The sequence below is a fragment of the Mycobacterium sp. UM_11 genome, from assembly GCF_001414075.1.
In the GTDB taxonomy this organism is placed as follows: domain Bacteria; phylum Actinomycetota; class Actinomycetes; order Mycobacteriales; family Mycobacteriaceae; genus Mycobacterium.
Window position 1 is genome coordinate 36,598 of sequence record NZ_LATC01000026.1, and the last position, 16,620, is coordinate 53,217.

The 16,620-nt window shown below is 71.6% G+C and carries 15 protein-coding genes and 1 tRNA gene; 6 read left to right on the top strand and 10 right to left on the bottom strand.

Translation table 11 applies throughout. The features are described 5' to 3' along the window. Window positions 1–15 precede the first annotated feature (15 nt). Window positions 16–1,533: a glycerol kinase GlpK gene (gene glpK / locus WU80_RS09295; RefSeq protein WP_082459717.1), complete on the top strand. Its 1,518-nt coding sequence runs from the start codon at window positions 16–18 to the stop codon at window positions 1,531–1,533. Between the two features lie 25 nt (window positions 1,534–1,558). On the opposite strand, the gene WU80_RS09300 is transcribed toward glpK, so the two are convergent. Then, window positions 1,559–2,263 carry a PadR family transcriptional regulator gene (locus WU80_RS09300; RefSeq protein ID WP_055399894.1) on the bottom strand — a complete coding sequence of 235 codons (705 nt, stop codon included), beginning with the start codon at window positions 2,261–2,263 and terminating at the stop codon, window positions 1,559–1,561. A 207-nt stretch (window positions 2,264–2,470) separates the two neighbouring features. Here WU80_RS09300 and WU80_RS09305 point away from each other — a divergent pair, with 207 nt between their 5' ends. Beyond that, window positions 2,471–2,869, top strand: coding sequence for a hypothetical protein (locus WU80_RS09305; RefSeq protein WP_055399896.1), 399 nt, complete (start codon window positions 2,471–2,473; stop codon window positions 2,867–2,869). A gap of 6 nt (window positions 2,870–2,875) precedes the next feature. On the opposite strand, the gene WU80_RS09310 is transcribed toward WU80_RS09305, so the two are convergent. Continuing rightward, window positions 2,876–3,757, bottom strand: a complete 882-nt coding sequence (locus WU80_RS09310; RefSeq protein ID WP_055399898.1) for an RDD family protein — start codon at window positions 3,755–3,757, stop codon at window positions 2,876–2,878. 36 nt (window positions 3,758–3,793) lie between these two features. On the opposite strand from WU80_RS09310, the gene WU80_RS09315 reads away from it, so the two are divergent. Then, window positions 3,794–4,786, top strand: a complete 993-nt coding sequence (locus tag WU80_RS09315; RefSeq protein ID WP_055399900.1) for a stage II sporulation protein M — start codon at window positions 3,794–3,796, stop codon at window positions 4,784–4,786. 5 nt (window positions 4,787–4,791) lie between these two features. On the opposite strand, the gene WU80_RS09320 is transcribed toward WU80_RS09315, so the two are convergent. The 5 genes from WU80_RS09320 to WU80_RS09340 are packed head-to-tail and all read right to left on the bottom strand — an operon-like array spanning window position 4,792 to window position 10,217. Then, entirely contained in the window at window positions 4,792–6,114 is a 1,323-nt protein-coding gene (locus WU80_RS09320; protein ID WP_055399902.1) for a DUF58 domain-containing protein, read from the bottom strand. Continuing rightward, the gene (locus tag WU80_RS09325; protein ID WP_055399904.1) at window positions 6,114–7,094 is read right to left on the bottom strand and encodes a MoxR family ATPase; all 981 of its coding nucleotides are present in this window, start codon (window positions 7,092–7,094) and stop codon (window positions 6,114–6,116) included. The genes WU80_RS09320 and WU80_RS09325 overlap by 1 nt, the downstream gene beginning before the upstream one ends. Then, window positions 7,091–8,236 (bottom strand): DUF4350 domain-containing protein, encoded by a 1,146-nt coding sequence (locus WU80_RS09330; protein WP_055399960.1) that lies wholly within the window; start codon window positions 8,234–8,236, stop codon window positions 7,091–7,093. Before WU80_RS09330 ends, WU80_RS09325 begins: the two co-directional genes overlap by 4 nt. Beyond that, window positions 8,236–8,889, bottom strand: a complete 654-nt coding sequence (locus WU80_RS09335) for a DUF4129 domain-containing protein (protein WP_055399906.1) — start codon at window positions 8,887–8,889, stop codon at window positions 8,236–8,238. Before WU80_RS09335 ends, WU80_RS09330 begins: the two co-directional genes overlap by 1 nt. A gap of 14 nt (window positions 8,890–8,903) precedes the next feature. Beyond that, window positions 8,904–10,217 carry a hypothetical protein gene (locus WU80_RS09340; RefSeq protein ID WP_197281087.1) on the bottom strand — a complete coding sequence of 438 codons (1,314 nt, stop codon included), beginning with the start codon at window positions 10,215–10,217 and terminating at the stop codon, window positions 8,904–8,906. On the opposite strand from WU80_RS09340, the gene WU80_RS09345 reads away from it, so the two are divergent. Further along, window positions 10,216–10,680, top strand: coding sequence for a GatB/YqeY domain-containing protein (locus tag WU80_RS09345; RefSeq protein WP_055399910.1), 465 nt, complete (start codon window positions 10,216–10,218; stop codon window positions 10,678–10,680). The genes WU80_RS09340 and WU80_RS09345 overlap by 2 nt on opposite strands. Here WU80_RS09345 and WU80_RS09350 read toward each other — a convergent pair. The 3 genes from WU80_RS09350 to WU80_RS09360 form a co-directional block, all read right to left on the bottom strand. Beyond that, window positions 10,664–12,373, bottom strand: a complete 1,710-nt coding sequence (locus WU80_RS09350) for a selenocysteine-specific translation elongation factor (RefSeq protein WP_055399912.1) — start codon at window positions 12,371–12,373, stop codon at window positions 10,664–10,666. The two genes, WU80_RS09345 and WU80_RS09350, sit on opposite strands and share 17 nt — an antisense overlap. Next, entirely contained in the window at window positions 12,361–13,641 is a 1,281-nt protein-coding gene (gene selA / locus WU80_RS09355; RefSeq protein ID WP_055399961.1) for an L-seryl-tRNA(Sec) selenium transferase, read from the bottom strand. The genes WU80_RS09350 and selA overlap by 13 nt, the downstream gene beginning before the upstream one ends. 18 nt (window positions 13,642–13,659) lie before the next feature. Next, window positions 13,660–13,754 (bottom strand) — tRNA-Sec (locus WU80_RS09360). A 27-nt stretch (window positions 13,755–13,781) separates the two neighbouring features. On the opposite strand from WU80_RS09360, the gene selD reads away from it, so the two are divergent. Both selD and WU80_RS09375 read left to right on the top strand, forming a co-directional pair. Further along, a complete protein-coding gene (gene selD / locus WU80_RS09365; RefSeq protein ID WP_055399963.1) occupies window positions 13,782–14,774 on the top strand; it encodes a selenide, water dikinase SelD in 993 nt (330 codons plus the stop codon). Between the two features lie 40 nt (window positions 14,775–14,814). Continuing rightward, window positions 14,815–16,620 (top strand): molybdopterin-dependent oxidoreductase (locus WU80_RS09375; protein ID WP_231633782.1); only part of this gene is annotated, 1,806 nt, incomplete at its 3' end.

Below are 16,620 nucleotides of genomic sequence, written 5' to 3' on the forward strand. Positions count from 1 at the left end.
TGATGGACTCCTGACGTGCCCGAGTTTGTAGCCGCCATCGACCAGGGAACCACCAGCACCCGCTGCATGATCTTCGATCACGACGGGGCCGAAGTGGCGCGCCATCAACTTGAGCACGAACAGATCCTGCCCCGCGCCGGCTGGGTCGAGCACGACCCGGTGGAAATCTGGGAGCGCACCTCCTCGGTGCTGTTGTCGGTGTTGAATCGGGCCAATCTGTCCGCCAAAGACATTGTCGCGCTTGGCATCACGAACCAACGGGAGACCACGCTGGTGTGGGATCGGCGCACCGGCCGGCCCTATTACAACGCGATCGTCTGGCAGGACACCCGCACCGACCGGATCGCGTCGGCGCTGGAACGGGACGGCCGCGGCGAGGTGATCCGTCGCAAGGCGGGCCTGCCGCCGGCGACGTACTTCTCGGGCGGCAAGCTGCAGTGGATCCTGGAGAACGTCGACGGGGTGCGGGAGGCCGCCGAGAGCGGTGACGCCCTGTTCGGCACCCCGGACACCTGGGTGCTGTGGAATCTGACCGGTGGCCCGCGCGGCGGCGTGCACGTCACCGACGTGACCAACGCCAGCCGGACCATGCTGATGAACCTGGAGACGCTGGACTGGGACGACGAGCTGCTGTCGTTCTTCTCGATCCCGCGGGCGATGCTGCCGTCCATCGCCCCGTCGTCGTCGCCGCAGCCGTACGGCGTCTCGGCGCAGACCGGGCCGGTCGGCGGCGAGGTGCCGGTCACGGGCGTCCTCGGCGACCAGCACGCGGCGATGGTGGGCCAGGTGTGCCTGTCGGAGGGCGAGGCGAAAAACACCTACGGCACGGGAAACTTCTTGCTGCTCAACACCGGTGAGACGATCGTGCGATCCGACAACGGGCTGCTGACCACCGTCTGCTACCAGTTCGGCGACGCCAAACCCGTTTACGCGCTTGAGGGTTCGATCGCGGTCACCGGTGCCGCGGTGCAATGGCTGCGCGACCAGCTGGGCATTATCAGCGGCGCCGCGCAGAGCGAGTCGCTGGCGCGCCAGGTCGCCGACAACGGCGGGGTGTATTTCGTCCCGGCGTTCTCCGGGCTGTTCGCGCCCTACTGGCGCTCCGACGCCCGCGGGGCGATCGTGGGGTTGTCCCGGTTCAACACCAACGCGCACCTGGCCCGCGCGACGCTGGAGGCGATCTGCTACCAGAGCCGCGACGTGGTGGACGCGATGGCGGCGGATTCCGGTGTGCGCCTTGAGGTGTTGAAGGTCGACGGCGGCGTCACCGGCAACGACCTGTGCATGCAGATCCAGGCCGATGTGCTCGGCGTCGACGTGGTCCGTCCGGTGGTCGCCGAGACCACCGCGCTGGGCGCGGCCTACGCGGCGGGGTTGGCGGTGGGGTTCTGGGCCGACCCGTCCGACCTGCGCGCCAACTGGCACGAGGACAAGCGCTGGACGCCGGCCTGGAGCGACGAGGAGCGCGCGGCCGGCTACGAGGGGTGGCGCAAGGCGGTGCAGCGGACCCTGGACTGGGTCGACGTGTCCTGATCCAGGGTCCGCTGCGGGGCGGGGCTCAGTCCTCGCCGAGGATGCCGTAGACCTCGCGCCGGGCGTTATTGAGAATTTCGACGATGCGCTGCTGCTGCTCGGCGGTGGCGGTGTGCGCGGACTGCGCGACCGCGCCGAACAATTGGCCGACGGCGGCCCGCAGGTTCATCTGACCCGGGTCGGCGCCTTCGGCGATCTCGTCCCACGGCGGGGTCTCGATCTTCTCGGCCGCCGCGCGGCCCTCGTCGGTGAGCTCGAACAGCTTCTTGCTGCCTTCGCTCTCGCTGGCGGTGATCAGCCCCTCGTCAGTCAGCAGCTGCAGCGTCGGATAGACCGAGCCGGGGCTCGGCTTCCAGAGCCCGTTGCTGCGTTCGGCGATCTGCTGGATCATCTCGTAGCCGTGCATAGGCCGCTCGGCCAGCAGCGCCAGGATGGCCGCGCGGACGTCGCCGCGCTTACCGCGGCCGGGGCCGCCACGGCGCCATCCGCCGCGCCGGCCGCCCGGACCGAAGCCGAATCCCGGGCCGAACCCGGGTCCGAAGCCGGGGCCGAATCCGGGTCCGAAGCCGGGGCCGAATCCGTGGTCACCCGCCTGGTCGCGGAGGTTTTCGATGAATTCGCGCCGGGCCTGGCGGCGGGCGCCGTGCAGGGCGCGCCGTTGCGCCGGGCCGGGGGCGAAGCCGAATCCACCGGCGAACGGTCCGTTGGGGGGTGTGAATGGGTTGCTCATGGTTGTAGTCCTCACGTTCTCGGGGAAGCGCGCGATCTGCGCGCTTACGGAATATCACGATATATCGGAAACTATCGCGATGCAACGTCTGGTCGGCGGCAACCGCGGTGCGCCGCCGCCGCGATGCCCTTGACCTGCGCCGACGCGTTTCCGGCTGTGACCGCCGGGGCGGTTTGCGCCGCGCAGGCGGCGGGTAGGAACTTTGGGATGAACGCCGATAACTCCAACCTGGCGGTGGGCAGCGGGACCGCCGCGACCGGCCCCGGGCAGGGTGACAGCGGTCGCGGAAGTGGTAGCCGCAACGTGTGGCCGTGGGTCAACTGGGCGCTGGCGCTGGCCACCGTGCCCGCCGCGGCCATCGTGATGCTGTTCGCGCTCGGCGCGGTGATGAGTACCGCCGGCTGCGCCGACCGCAGTTGCCCCAACCTGGGCCGCGGCGGTATCGATTTCGGGGTTGCGTTCTACGGCGCACCCGCGGTCGCCGTCGTGGTGATCGTCATCTCGCTGTTCACCGCGAAGCGCCGCGGCGGCATCGCCGTTCCGCTGTTCGGGTGGGCGCTGCTGATCGCCGACGTCGCACTCATGGCGCTCAGCGTCTCCGGTTAGCCGCCGTCAGCCCGGGGGCGAAAAACCGCCCGGCGCGGGATTGGGGGGCGCCTGCGCGGGGGGCGCCTGCGCGGGTGGCGCCTGCTCCGGCCACGGGACCGCCTGCGGTTGCGGCCAGGATGGCCACGGCGCGGGGCCCGGCGGCATGGCGGGCCGAAGCCGGGCCAGCTCGCGGCGGTGCCGTTCGGCGAGCACGGCCGCGAGCACCAGCTCCGGCGGGGCGCCGGGCGGAGGCGGCGGGGCGACGCGGGACATCACGTCGCCGGCGATGCGATATGCCATCTGCTGGCGTAACTGCCGATCGAGTTGTGTTGCGCGCGAGAGGAATTGACGCGCGACCTCGGCTTGCCCGGGGGATAGCCCGGACAGCTGCAGCGACGAGGCCCACCAGGCCAGCGCGGGTGGCATCACCGGCGGGGGACCCAGCCGGGGCCCGCGTTCGTTGACCACGATGGTGCCGGCGAAGATGTCGCCGACCCGCTTGGCCTTGGGCGACAGCAGGCTACAGATGACGGCGGGACTACCGAACAGCATCCAGATCTCCACCACCGACGCGAGCGCCCGAAACAGGGCCTGCCGGAAGCGTTCTGGACCGCCGTCGTCGGACACCACCCGCAGCCCCATCGCGATCTTGCCCACCGAGCGTCCGCGCGTTGCCGTTTCGAGCACCACGGGGTAACCGACGATCACCACCACCGTGAAGATCAGCAGCACCGCGGTGCTCAGCGCCGGGTCGAACTCGGTCAGCGTGGCGGCCCACAGCATCAGCCCGAGGACGTAGCAGACGACGAGCACGGCGATATCGATCAGCGCGCTCAGCGTCCGCACCGGCAACTGGGCGATCTGTACATCGAGCACGACGGCGTCGCCGGTCACCACCTCCGACATAACACCGAACGGTACAGGGCGATTAGGCTGCGCAGGGTGGACGTCGACGCATTCGTGCTGGCCCATCGCGGTACCTGGGACCGCCTCGACCGGCTGGTCGGCAGGCGTCGCTCGCTGACCGGTGCCGAGGTCGACGAACTCGTCGAGCTGTACCAGCGGGTGTCCACCCACCTGTCGATGCTGCGCTCGGCCTCCTCGGACTCGCTGCTGATCGGTCGGCTCTCCAGCCTGGTCGCGCGCGCCCGATCCGTGGTGACCGGCGCCCACGCGCCGTTGACCCGCACCTTCACGCGGTTTTGGACGGTGTCCTTCCCGGTGGTCGCGTACCGGTCCTGGCGGTGGTGGCTGGGCACCGCGGTGGCCTTCTACGCCGTGGTCGTCGTCATCGCGTTCTGGGTGGCCGGCAGTCCCGAGGTGCAGTCGGTCGTCGGAACGCCAAGCGACATCGAGCAATTGGTCAACCACGACATCGCCTCCTACTACAGCGAACACCCCGCCGCGGCGTTCGCCCTGCAGATCTGGGTGAACAACTCCTGGGTGGCCGCGCAATGCATCGCGTTGGCCGTCCTGTTGGGTCTGCCGATCCCGATCGTGCTGTTCCAGAACGCCGCCAATCTGGGACTGATCTCCGGGCTGATGTTCCAGGCCGGCAAGGGCGGCCTGCTGCTCGGGCTGCTGCTGCCGCACGGGCTGCTGGAGCTGACGGCGGTGTTTTTGGCGGGGGCGGCGGGGATGCGGCTGGGCTGGTCGGTGATTTCGCCCGGCGACCGGCCCCGCGGACAGGTGCTGGCCGAACAGGGCCGCGCCGTCGTGTCGGTGGCGATCGGGCTGGTGGGCGTCCTTCTGGTCTCGGGGTTGATCGAGGCGCTGGTGACACCTTCGCCGCTGCCCACCTTCGTTCGGGTCGGCATCGGGATCGTCGCCGAGGCGGCGTTTTTGTTCTACATCGTGTACTTCGGTCGCCGCGCGGCCAGGGCCGGTGAGACCGGCGACATCGAAGACGCGCCCGACGTGATCCCCACGGGCTGAAGCGGTTACAACCGCCCGGTGGCCTTCATCGCCAGATAGCGGTCCGCCAGGGCGGGCGCGAGCTCGGTGGGTGGGGCGTCGACGACCTCCACCCCACCGCGGCGCAGCCGCGTGGCTATCGCGCGGCGGTCGTTGCGCGACCGTTCGGCGGCCGCGGCGTCGTACACGGCGGCGGGATCCGAGCGCCCGGCGGCCATCTGGTCTACCCGCGGGTCGGCGACCGCGGCCACCATCAGGTGGTGTTTCGCCGACAGCTGCGGCAGCACCGGCAGTAACCCCTCGTCCAGCGCGGTCGCGTTCAGGTCGGTCAGCAGCACCACCAGCGAGCGCCGGCGCGCCCGCCGCGAAATGGCGGAAACCATTGCGGTCCAATCGGGTTCGAGCAGCGCGGGTTGCAGGGGGGCCATCGCTTCGACGAGCTGGGCGAGCAGTTCGGTGCGCGAGGCGCCGAACACGCCGGCCCGGGTGACCCGGTCGTGGGCGAGGAAGTCGACGTGGTCGCCGGCCCGCGACGCGAGCGCCGCCAGCAGCAGGGCGGCATCCATCGACCAGTCCAGCCGGGGCCAGCCCGCGGGGTCGGAGGCGGTCGGGTCGACGCCGACGCGGCCCGCGGCGGTGCGGCCCGTGTCGAGCACGATCACCACGCGCCGGTCGCGTTCGGGTCGCCAGGTGCGGACGACGACGTCGGCGCGGCGCGCGGTGGCGCGCCAGTCGATCGACCGCACGTCGTCCCCGACGACATACTCGCGCAGCGAGTCGAATTCGGTGCCCTGCCCGCGGATCAGCGTCGGCAGCAGGCCGTCGATCTCGCGCAGTTTGGCCAGCCGCGCGGGCAGGTGCTTGCGGGACAGGAAGGGCGGCAGCACCCGCAGCAGGCCCGGAACCGCTTGCGAGCTCTGCCGTCCCGCCAGCCCCAGTGGGCCGATGGACCGGGCGGTGACCACCTTCGCGCGCTGCTCGCCGCGGCGGACGGGTCGCAGCCGGGACTGGACGTGCTGGTGCTGCCCCGCCGGGATGTGCACGGGGTGGATGCGGGGCTGCGCGCCGGCGCTGGGCGGCCAGGCGTCGCGAACCTGGCCGCGAAACCGCCGCCGGCCGTCATTGTGGATCAACAGCCCGACGTCCACCTGCTGGGCGAGCCGGGCGGAGCGGTCCGGGGACCGGATGTAGCGCAGTTTGCGGGTGCTGGCCGCCAGCGCGACGTCCGCGGCCACCGCGATCGCCAGCGTGACGAACAGAACGCCGAAAGTCCTTGCCGGCCAGGGCGACAGCGCGATGGGCAGGACGCACATCAGCGCGACCAGCCCGGTGCGTCCGGTCAGGATCACTAGCGCGGCACCGGAACCGACGCCAATATTCCGTCGAGCACGCCGTCGGGGGTGGCCCCTTCGAGCTCGGCCTCGGGGCGCAGCATCACCCGGTGCCGCAACGTCGGCCGGGCCATCGCCTTGACGTCGTCGGGGGTGACGTAGTTGCGGCCGGACAGCCACGCCCAGGACCGGGCCGTGGCCAACAGCGCGGTCGCCCCGCGCGGCGACACGCCCAGCTGCAGCGCGGGCGACGAGCGGGTGGCCCCGACGATGTCGACGATGTAGCCCAGCACCTCGTCGGCGACCAGCACCTGCCGCACCGCGTCGCGCCCGGCGGACAGCTCGGTGGGCCCGGCCACCGGCTTGATCGCCGACAGGTCGCGGGGGTCGAAGCCCTGGGCGTGCCGCCCGAGGATGGCGATTTCCGAATCACGGGGCGGCAGAGTCACATTCAGTTTCAGCAGGAAGCGATCCAGCTGTGCCTCGGGCAGCTGGTAGGTGCCCTCGTATTCGACGGGGTTCTGCGTCGCGGCGACGATGAACGGGTCGGGCAGGGGCTGCGGCACCCCGTCCACGCTGACCTGACGCTCTTCCATCGCCTCGAGCAGCGCGGCCTGTGTTTTCGGCGGGGTCCGGTTGATCTCGTCGGCCAACAGCAGGTTGGTGAACACGGGCCCCGGCCGGAACGCGAACGCGGCGGTGCGCGCGTCGTACACCAGTGAGCCCGTGACGTCGCCGGGCATCAGGTCGGGGGTGAACTGCACGCGCTTGAACTCCAATTGCAGCGCGGCGGCCAGCGCCCGCACCAGCAGCGTCTTCGCCACTCCCGGAACGCCTTCCAGCAGCACGTGGCCCCGGCAGAGCAGCGCGATCACCAGGCCGCTGACCACCCCCTCCTGTCCGACGACGGCCTTGGCGAGCTCACCGCGCAACGCCAGCAGCGCATCTCGCGCCGCCTCGGCGGTGGGGGTCTGGGCGGGGGAAGGAGACTGTGTCACGTCCGTGTGACCTGCCTTTCGATGTCGTCAAGCGCACGGGCAAGTTGTAGCAAATCGTGGTCCGTCGCCGGGGGTGGCCCGAACAGCTGGTAGGAAACGAATGCGGGATCGGCCCCGCTGCGGCCGGCCACCGCGGCCGCCACCGCGGGCGGCGACGCCCCGAGATTCAGGCCCAGCCGGGGCAGCAGCCGCTGCAATGTGGCGGTGCGCAGCGCCGCGGCGGCGCGGTCGCGGGCGCGGCGCGAACGGTACAGCCGACCGCGGCCCTCGACGGTCTCCGACGCGCGCACGACGACGGGCAGCTCCTCGGCGACCAGCGGGCCGGGCCGCCGGCCCCGCCACAGCGCGACCAGCAGCACCACCAGGCAGAGCTGCCAGACGATCCACGTGACGTTCGCCGGAATGAGGTCGGAAATCGAACCGGGTGGCGGTGATTCGCCCTCGATCCGGTGCGGTGCGTACCAGACCAGCCGCGGCCGCGCGCCCGCGAGGTTCATCGCCAGGGCGGCGTTGCCGGCCTCCAACAGCGCGCCGTTGGTCAGGAAGTCGGTGCTGCCGACCGCGGTGACGGTTCGGCCGCCGTCGCGGAAGCGGATCAGCGCGCCGCCGTAACAACGGGTCATCGCCCGGCCGTCGGTGGCGTGGTAGGTGTCGCTTGGCCCGAATCGGACCGGCCCGGCCCGGATGGCCTCGCGCAGCGTGCAATCGGGGTCGGAGTCGAACTTGTCGGCGGCCGAGACGCGCACGCCGGGCAGCAGTGCCTCGCGGGTGCGCGCCGTCGGTTCCACCAGCAGCAGGTCGCCGGGCGCCTTCGCCAGCCGATCCAGTAGCGGGTCGGTCAGATACTGGCTCTGGGCCACGAGGATCAGCGCGTCGGGGCGCGCCGCCCGTTCGACGTCGGCGATGCTGCCGGCGACCACGACGTCGACGCCGCCGTCGCGCAGGAGCGCCACCAGCGCATGGGTGCCGTCGGGACTCGTCGACGCCGGATCCATCCGTGGGCCGGGCCGCGGGGCGGTCAGGTAGGCATCGACACCGGCGATGACGGCGAGGACGATCAGCGTGAGGACCACCCAGCGCCCGGATCGCCAGCGCCGCACCGCCGTTGAGGCGGTGGGTTCGCGACGGCCGATGGTGGCCATCACCGCACCCGCGCCCACGAGTCGGGCGTGGCGGTGTGCCCCGGTGCGCCGGGCCCGGCCGCCGAGCGGAACCGCAGGTGGTCGTCGAGGTCGGCGATCATCTGGTATGCGCCCTGCGTCCCGGGTCGCTCTCCGTAGGTGACGTCATTGAAAGCCGTTGCAGCCCCCGATAATTCACCGGCAAGGTGGGGCAATGCGGCGCCGGCGTCGGAGGCCAGTTCGTTGGCGGTACGGCCCGGCGCCGGGTTGAGGACGCCGGTCTCCTCGAGCTGGCGGGCGACCGCGCGCAGCCGGTGCCGGATCGCCGCGGCCCAGTCGCCTTGTGCCGCATAGTTTTCGGCGGTCGCGCGATGCTGGGCCGCGGTGAGCTGCGCGGCTTCGAACAGCTGATAGTCGCCGCCGCGGTTGGTGCGCATCGTGCGCCGCCCGACGTAAACGGCGGCCACCAGCGCGATCCCCAGCAGAATGAAAAGCACCGTGGCCGTGAGCCATCCGCCCGGCAGGTGGGCGGTCTTCTGCAGCAGCCGGTAAAGCACCTCGTTCAGCCATTCGGCTACCTGTTGGCCCACCGAGCCCTTCGCGTAGATCGGCTTGTTGAGTTCGTCCTGGGCGGCCTGATGGGCGGCATCGTGGTCGATGTCGATGGAGGGCACCGTGTCACTCGTCCTCAGACCGGCCGGGTCAGCCAGAGGTCGTCGGTGGAGGCGGCCGCGTACGGTCCGCCGGCCGCGCCGGTCTGCAGCACCAGGTCGAAGGCCTCCGCGCGCATGCGGCGGTCGGTGTAGAGCAGCGCGATGACGCCGGCATTGAAAGGCGCGGTGATGATCTCGCCGATCGCCGCGCCCACCGACGCGATCGCCGTGCTCACCACGAAACCCGCGGTGGACGTGCTGACCATGAAGATCTGGCTGGCGATGTTGAACGGCACCGCGACCGCGCCGGCGATGACGGACGTCACCAGCAGGGTCAGCACCCGGATGCCCAGCACCCGCCAGAAGCCGTTGCGGACCAACGCAAACGATCGGGTGATGGCGTCGAGGACCGGTAGCCGTTCCAGCACGATCAGCACGGGCGCGAACAACACCAGCGTGTACAGGCACACCACCAACGCGATCACGGCGAGCGCGAGTGGCAGCCCCAGGATGATCACCGCCGCGGTGCTGCCGATCGCCGCCAGCACGGCGACGATCACCGCCACCAGGCCCGCGACCACCGCCAATGCGGCGCCTTCCAGCACGGCCAGACCGAACAACGGCAGCAGCCGGCCCCGGATTTTGGCCCAGGTCTCCCCGATGGTGATCGGCGACCCGAACACCGCCCGCCCGACGATGACGGTGAGCATGCCCGACAGCAGCATGCCGCCCAGCCAGGCGACCACCACGCCGGCACCCATCGACGTGAACCAGGCGCCGATCACTCCAGTGGTCAGCTCCTTGCCGTGGCCGCTCGAAAACCGGCCGTAGGCCGCCAACGGCCCGAAGACGGCCACCTTCGTGACGATCTGGATGATCACCACCACGATGGCGGTCAGCCCCAGCGTCGCCTTGGGGTTGGCGCGGACGTAGCCGACCGCGCCGTTGAAGATGTCACCCAAGGTCAGCGGTCGCAGCGGGATGATGCCGGGCTTGACCGCTCCCGGAACCAGTTGCGGCGGACCGTAACCCGGCGGCGGACCATAGCCCGGCGGGGGGCCATAGCCCGGCGGGGGGCCGTAGCCGGGGGGCGGGCCGTAGCCCGGTGGCTGGCCGTAGCCGGGGGGTGGGCCGTAACCCGGTGGCGGCCTGTAGCCGGGTGGGGGGCCGTAGCCCGGTGGGGGGCCGTAGGCCGGCGGCGGGCCAACCGGATAGCCGGGCGGGGGCGAGCTCACCGTGTTCCGCGGCGTTCGCGGGCGGGCCCGTCGTTCATCATGGGCTCCATCCTGTCGGTGGTGCGGGCATTTCTCAATCGTGGCGAGGCCGGCGGCGCGTAGCGTCTCTGCCATGGCCGAACTCAAATCCCGGCTGCGGGCCGACCTGACCGATGCGATGAAGAGCAAGGACAAGCTGCGAACGGCGACCCTGCGGTTACTGCTCGCCGCGATCCAAACCGAGGAAGTCTCCGGCAAACAGGCCCGGGACCTCTCCGACGACGAAGTGATCAAGGTGCTGGCGAGGGAATCCCGCAAACGCGCCGAGTCGGCGGAGATCTACACCCAGAACGGCCGCGGGGAGCTCGCCGCCAACGAGCATGCCGAGGCGCGAATCATCGACGAATACCTGCCCACGCCGCTGACCGAGGCCGAGGTGGCCGACGTCGCCGACACCGCGATCGCCCAGGTCGCCGAGGAAATCGGTGAGCGCCCGGGCATGAAGCAGATGGGTCTGGTGATGAAGGCGGCCACCGCGATCGCGGCCGGCAAGGCCGACGGGGCCCGCCTGTCGGCGGCCGTCAAGGAGCGGCTCTAGCCAGCACCACTCTGGTGCCGTCCGCGGCGCGCCTGGTGACGCGCCGGGCGTCGAGCTGCTCGAGCAGCGGCACGGCAACCCGGCGGGTGGTGCCCAGCGCGCGGCGCGCGTCGCTGACGGTGAACGGTTGCGGCAGCGTCGCCAGGACGCCGGCCGCCCGGTCCAGCGCGCCGGACCCCAGCACGACGCCGTCGGCGATCCGGGTCAGCCGCCCGGCGCGCACCGCGGCGGCCAGCTCGCGGGGGCCGAGCTTGAGGTCCGCGAGCTCGTCGGCCTCCGGCGCCCGAAAAGGCTCGGCGGCCAACCACTCCTCGACCGCGCGCACCGCCTTGTCGACGCGGGCCGGCAGGCCCGCGCCCGGCGCGCGGACCAACCCGTCGACCACCTCCAGGCCGGTGCCCTCGAGCAGCTTCGGTAGCAGTTCGGCGGCGGGCAGCCCCACCCGCTGCCGCAGCGTCTCCAGCGGCATTCCCGCCGCGACGTCGTGCTCGTCCGCCCAGCGCCGCACCGCCGCCGTCGCGCACTCGCGCCGCTCGGCCCACCACTGCGGGTCCACCACCCAGTCCCCCACCCGGAGCCCGGCCAGCGGCAGGCCCATGGCCCGCAGCTCGACCGCGCGGGCGCACTCGGGCGGGCGGATCCGGCCGGTCGCCAGCTCCGCGGCGCGATCGCGGGCGGCGCCCCGCCGGCGCAACGCCGGCGGCCGGACGTCGAGCACCCGGATGCCCGCCGCGATCCGGTGCTCGCCCGGGTCGCGGAGCAACCCGACGTCCCCGACCCGCAGCGGCAGGGGCCTCGCGAGACGCAGCCGGGCCGCGGCCGCCCCCAGCTGACGCACTTGGACCGGCACGGCCGCGGACCCGACATGCAACACCAACTGGCGATGCAAGCCGTCGGCGGCCCGCAGGGCGACGTCGATCTCCGCGGTGTCCAGCCACGCCCCGGGCGTGCGGACGGTGTCCCCGCGACCGACGTGCTCGCGGTCCACACCGCGCAGGTTCAGCGCGACGCGCGCCACCGCGCCGACCGCCGGTTGGTCGCGGCCCAGCGATTGCACGCCGCGCACCGTCACGCGCCGGCCGGCCTGTTCCAGCTCGTCGCCCACCCGGATCGTGCCCGCGGCCAGGGTGCCGGTCACCACCGTGCCGGCGCCCCGGACGGTGAAGCTGCGGTCGACCCACAGCCGCACGTCGGCGTCCGGGTCCGGGACCGGCAGCCGGTCGGTCAGCGCCAGCAGCTCCGCGCGCACCCGCTCCAGGTCGGTGCCGACCGCGACGGGCGCGCCCGCGAGCGAGGTGGCGGCGAACCGTTCGCGCGCCTGCGCGATGGCCGGGCCGGGATCGGCCAGGTCGGCCTTGCTGATCACCACCAGCGCGTGGCGCACCCCAAGGGCGTGCAGCGCCGCGAGGTGTTCCTCGGACTGCGGCATCCAGCCCTCGGTCGCGGCGACGACGAACATGACGGCCGGCACCGCCCCCACGCCGGCGAGCATGTTGGCCACGAACCGTTCGTGGCCGGGAACGTCGACGAACGCCAGCTGGCGGCCACCCAGCTCGGTCCACGCGAAGCCGAGGTCGATGGTCAGGCCGCGGCGTTGCTCCTCGGCCAGCCGGTCGGGCCGCATGCCGGTGAGCCGGTGCAGCAGCGTGGACTTCCCGTGATCGACGTGCCCGGCGGTGGCTATGACGAACATGCCCGCACCGCCGCGGCCAGCAGCGCGTCGTCCTCGGCCGCCACCGTGCGCAGGTCGAGCAGGCAGCGGCCCCCCTCGAGGCGGCCGACGACGGGCGGGCTGGCGGCGCGCAGCGCGGCGGCGTAGGACTCGGGCAGGCTCACGGCGGCGCTGGGCAGCCGGACGTCCGGCGCGCCGCCGCCGCCGACGGCCGCGAAGCAGTCCACCGCCTCGGCGCCCGGCAGCGCGGCGGCGAGCGTCTCCGCACGGGCCCGCAGCTCCGCGACGTCGACCACCAACGCCTCGGCGACCGGCGTCGGCGGGCCGGTCAGCGTCGCTTCCAGCGCGGCCAGCGTCAGCTTGTCGACCCGCAGTGCGCGCGCCGCAGGGTGGCGGCGCAGTCGCTCGATCAGCTCGGCGTCACCCAGCAGCAGGCCGGCCTGCGGGCCGCCGAGCAGCTTGTCACCGCTCGCGGTGACCAGGTCGGCGCCGTCGCGCAGCGTCGTCGTCGCGTCGGGCTCGTCGGGCAGCACGGGGTGCGGCGAGAGCAACCCGGAGCCGATGTCGACGACCAGGGTCACCCCGAGGTTCGCCAGCTCCGCGACGCCGACGGCCGAGGTGAACCCGGTGACGTGGAAGTTCGACGGGTGCACCTTGAGCACGAAGCCGGTCTGCGGCCCGATCGCCTCGGCGTAGTCGCGCAGGCTGGTGCGGTTTGTGGTGCCGACCTCGCGCAGCCGAGATCCGGCCGAGGCCAGCAGCTCGGGGATGCGGAAGCCGTCGCCGATTTCGACGAGCTCGCCGCGGCTGAGCACGATCTCCTTGCCCGGGGCCAGCGTGAGCGCGGTCAGCAGCAGCGCGGCGGCGTTGTTGTTGACCACGTGCACGCCACCGGCGGCGGGCACCGCCCGGGACAGCGCCGCCAGCGCGGCCCGCCCGCGGCGGCCCCGCCGTCCCGTCGCCAGGTCCAGCTCGACGTCCGTGGTGCCGGCCGCGGCGACCACGGCGTCGACGGCGGCCCGCGACAGCGGCGCCCGTCCCAGGTTCGTGTGCACGACCACGCCGGTGGCGTTGATGACGGGGCGCAGGCTCGACGCGGTGGCGGGCAGGGCGGCGACGGCGTGCTCGGCGACCCGCTCGGGCTCGATCTCCCCGGCGCGCGCCCGCTGCTGCGCGTCGGCGATCACCGACTTCACCAGCGCGCGGCCCAGCAGTCGCTGGGCTTCGACCAGGCGCGGATCGGCGAGCAGGGTGTCGGTGCGCGGCACCCGCCGACGCGGGTCGCTCACGTCACGCTCGAGGGAATATGGCGGAGGCGGACGGGAATCGAACCCGCCAGCGGCAGCGTCTGCCGTTCGACGGTTTTGAAGACCGCGCCGGTCACCAGACCGGACACGCCTCCTCGGACCATGCCGACCATTATGTATCCGTGGCCTACCGACTAACCCAGTACGCCCACGGCGGCGGTTGCGCGTGCAAGATCCCGCCCGGTGAGCTGGAGGACGTGGTCCGCGGGCTGGGCGCGAGCGCACCGCGCGACCCGGCCGGCGAGCTGCTGGTGGGCCTGGACCACGGCGACGACGCCGCGGTGGTGCGCCTGCAGAACGGCACGGCGGTGATCGCGACGACGGACTTCTTCACCCCGGTGGTCGACGACGCGTACGACTGGGGCCGCATCGCGGCCACCAACGCGTTGTCCGACGTGTACGCGATGGGCGGCCGCCCGGTGGTCGCGCTGAATTTGCTGGGCTGGCCCCGCGATGTGTTGCCGTTCGAGCTGGCGGCCGAGACGCTGCGCGGCGGGCTGGACGTCTGCGGCCTGGCCGGTTGCCACCTCGCCGGCGGGCACAGCGTCGACGACCCGGAACCCAAATACGGGCTCGCCGTCACCGGGATCGCGGATCCGAACCGGTTGCTGCGCAACGACTCCGGCAAGCCCGGCACGCCGTTGTCGTTGACCAAGCCGCTGGGCGTCGGCGTGCTGAACAGCAGGCACAAGGCCACCGGTGAGCGCTTCGAACAGGCGATCGCCGCGATGACGACGCTCAACGCGGCGTCCGCCGCGGCCGCGCTGGCCGCTGGCGTCGAATGTGCCACGGACGTAACCGGTTTCGGCCTGCTCGGACACCTGCACAAGCTGGCGCGGGCCAGCGGTGTGACCGCGATCGTCGAGGCGGCGGCGGTGCCGTATCTGGACGGCGCGCGGGATGCGCTGGCGGCCGGCTATGTCAGCGGGGGCACGCGACGCAACCTCGACTGGGTGGCCCCGCACGCCGACCTGTCGGCCGTCGGCGAGGACGAGGCCCTGCTACTGGCCGACGCCCAAACCTCGGGCGGGCTGCTGATCGCCGGCGAGATCCCGGGCGCGCCGGTGGTCGGGGAGCTGGTGCCGCGCGGCGAACACACGATCATCGTCCGCTGAGCCGGGCGGTGTTTCGGTGGCCGGCACTAGGGTAAAGGTCATGGCTATGCGGAAGCTTTTCTTACAGTGGCCGGTCGTGCGTCAGCTGCGCTCGGGTGACAAGCTCGGCCGCGGGTCGGCGGTGACCTCGAAGCAGACGCGCGCCGTCACGCCGCGCACGACGACGGCCGACCGGGTGGTGCAGAGCATCTGTCCCTACTGCGCGGTCGGCTGCGGGCAGCGGGTGTACGTCACCGACGAGCGGGTGGTGCAGATCGAGGGCGACCCGGACTCGCCGATCTCACGAGGTCGCCTGTGCCCCAAGGGCGCCGCCAGCGAGCAGCTGGTTAACTCGCCGGGCCGGCAGCTGCACGTGCTCTACCGCCCGCCGAGGGCGACCGAATGGCAACCGCTGGACCTCGAGACCGCGATCGACATGGTCGCCGACCGCTTCGTCGAGGCCCGCCGGCACGCCTGGCAGGACATCGACAAAAAGGGCCATCCGCTGCGGCGCACCATGAAGATCGCCGCCCTCGGCGGCGCCACCCTGGACAACGAAGAGAACTACATCATCAAGAAGCTCTTCACCGCCGCCGGCGCCATTCAGATCGAGAACCAAGCTCGCATTTGACACAGTTCCACGGTTCCCGGTCTGGGGACCTCCTTCGGGCGCGGTGGCGCCACCCAATCACTGCAAGACATGGCCAACGCCGACTGCATCGTCATCCAGGGCTCCAACATGGCGGAATGTCATCCCGTCGGCTTCCAATGGGTCGAGGAGGCAAGAGCAAACGGCGCCAAGGTCATTCACGTCGACCCACGCTTCACCCGTACCTCGGCAGTTTCGGACAAGCACATTCCGATCCGGGCCGGCTCTGACGTGGTGCTGCTCGGCGCGCTGATCAATCACGTCATCAGCAATGACTTGTGGTTCAAAGACTACGTCGTCGCGTATACCAACGCCGCCACCCTGATCAACGAAAACTACCGTGACACAGAGGATCTGGGCGGCGTGTTCTCCGGTTACGATCCCGAGACCGGGCAGTACGACACGTCGACGTGGGCCTACGCCGGACAAGAAGAGGGTGAGCAACGGCAAGAGCACGGCGCCAGCGCATCCGCCCGCGCCGCCGGCGATGTGCACGGTAGCGGCGGTCCGCCGCTGCCGCACGCCCGCGTGCAGCGCGACGAGACCCTGCAGCATCCCCGAACGGTGTTTCAGATCGTCAAGCGACATTACGCCCGCTACACGCCGGAGATGGTGCGTGACGTCTGCGGCATCAGCACCGAGGACTTCCATTACCTCGCGCGCACCATTGCGGCGAACTCCGGCCGCGAGCGCACCACCTGTTTCGCCTACGCCGTCGGCTGGACTCAACACACGCTGGGGGCCCAATTCATCCGCACCGCAACGATTTTGCAGCTACTGCTGGGCAACGTCGGCCGCCCGGGCGGCGGCATCATGGCGCTGCGCGGGCACGCCACGATCCAAGGCTCGACCGATATCCCGACATTGTTCAACCTGCTGCCGGGCTACCTGTCGATGCCGAAGGCCGGTGTGCACGACACCTTCGACGAGTACATCAAAGCGGTCGGACCGAAGAATCAGAAAGGTTTCTGGGCCGACGCCGACACCTACATCGTCAGCCTGCTCAAGGCGTGGTGGGGCGAGGCGGCCACCAAGGACAACGACTGGGCCTACGACTACCTGCCGCGGCTGTCCGGTCCGCACGGCACGTACCAGACCGTCATGTCGATGCTCGACGACGATGTCGACGGCTACTTCCTGCTCGGCCAGAACCCCGCCGTCGGGTCGGCGCACGGCCGGCTCCAGCGCATGGGCATGTCGCACCTGAAGTGGCTGGTG

Coding starts and splice junctions, on each gene's coding strand:
- WU80_RS09300 (WP_055399894.1), bottom strand. CDS start 2,263: ATGAGCAACCCATTCACACCCCCCAACGGACCGTTCGCCGGTGGATTC.
- WU80_RS09305 (WP_055399896.1), top strand. CDS start 2,471: ATGAACGCCGATAACTCCAACCTGGCGGTGGGCAGCGGGACCGCCGCG.
- WU80_RS09310 (WP_055399898.1), bottom strand. CDS start 3,757: ATGTCGGAGGTGGTGACCGGCGACGCCGTCGTGCTCGATGTACAGATC.
- WU80_RS09330 (WP_055399960.1), bottom strand. CDS start 8,236: ATGGCCACCATCGGCCGTCGCGAACCCACCGCCTCAACGGCGGTGCGG.
- WU80_RS09345 (WP_055399910.1), top strand. CDS start 10,216: ATGGCCGAACTCAAATCCCGGCTGCGGGCCGACCTGACCGATGCGATG.
- WU80_RS09340 (WP_197281087.1), bottom strand. CDS start 10,217: ATGGCAGAGACGCTACGCGCCGCCGGCCTCGCCACGATTGAGAAATGC.
- WU80_RS09350 (WP_055399912.1), bottom strand. CDS start 12,373: ATGTTCGTCATAGCCACCGCCGGGCACGTCGATCACGGGAAGTCCACG.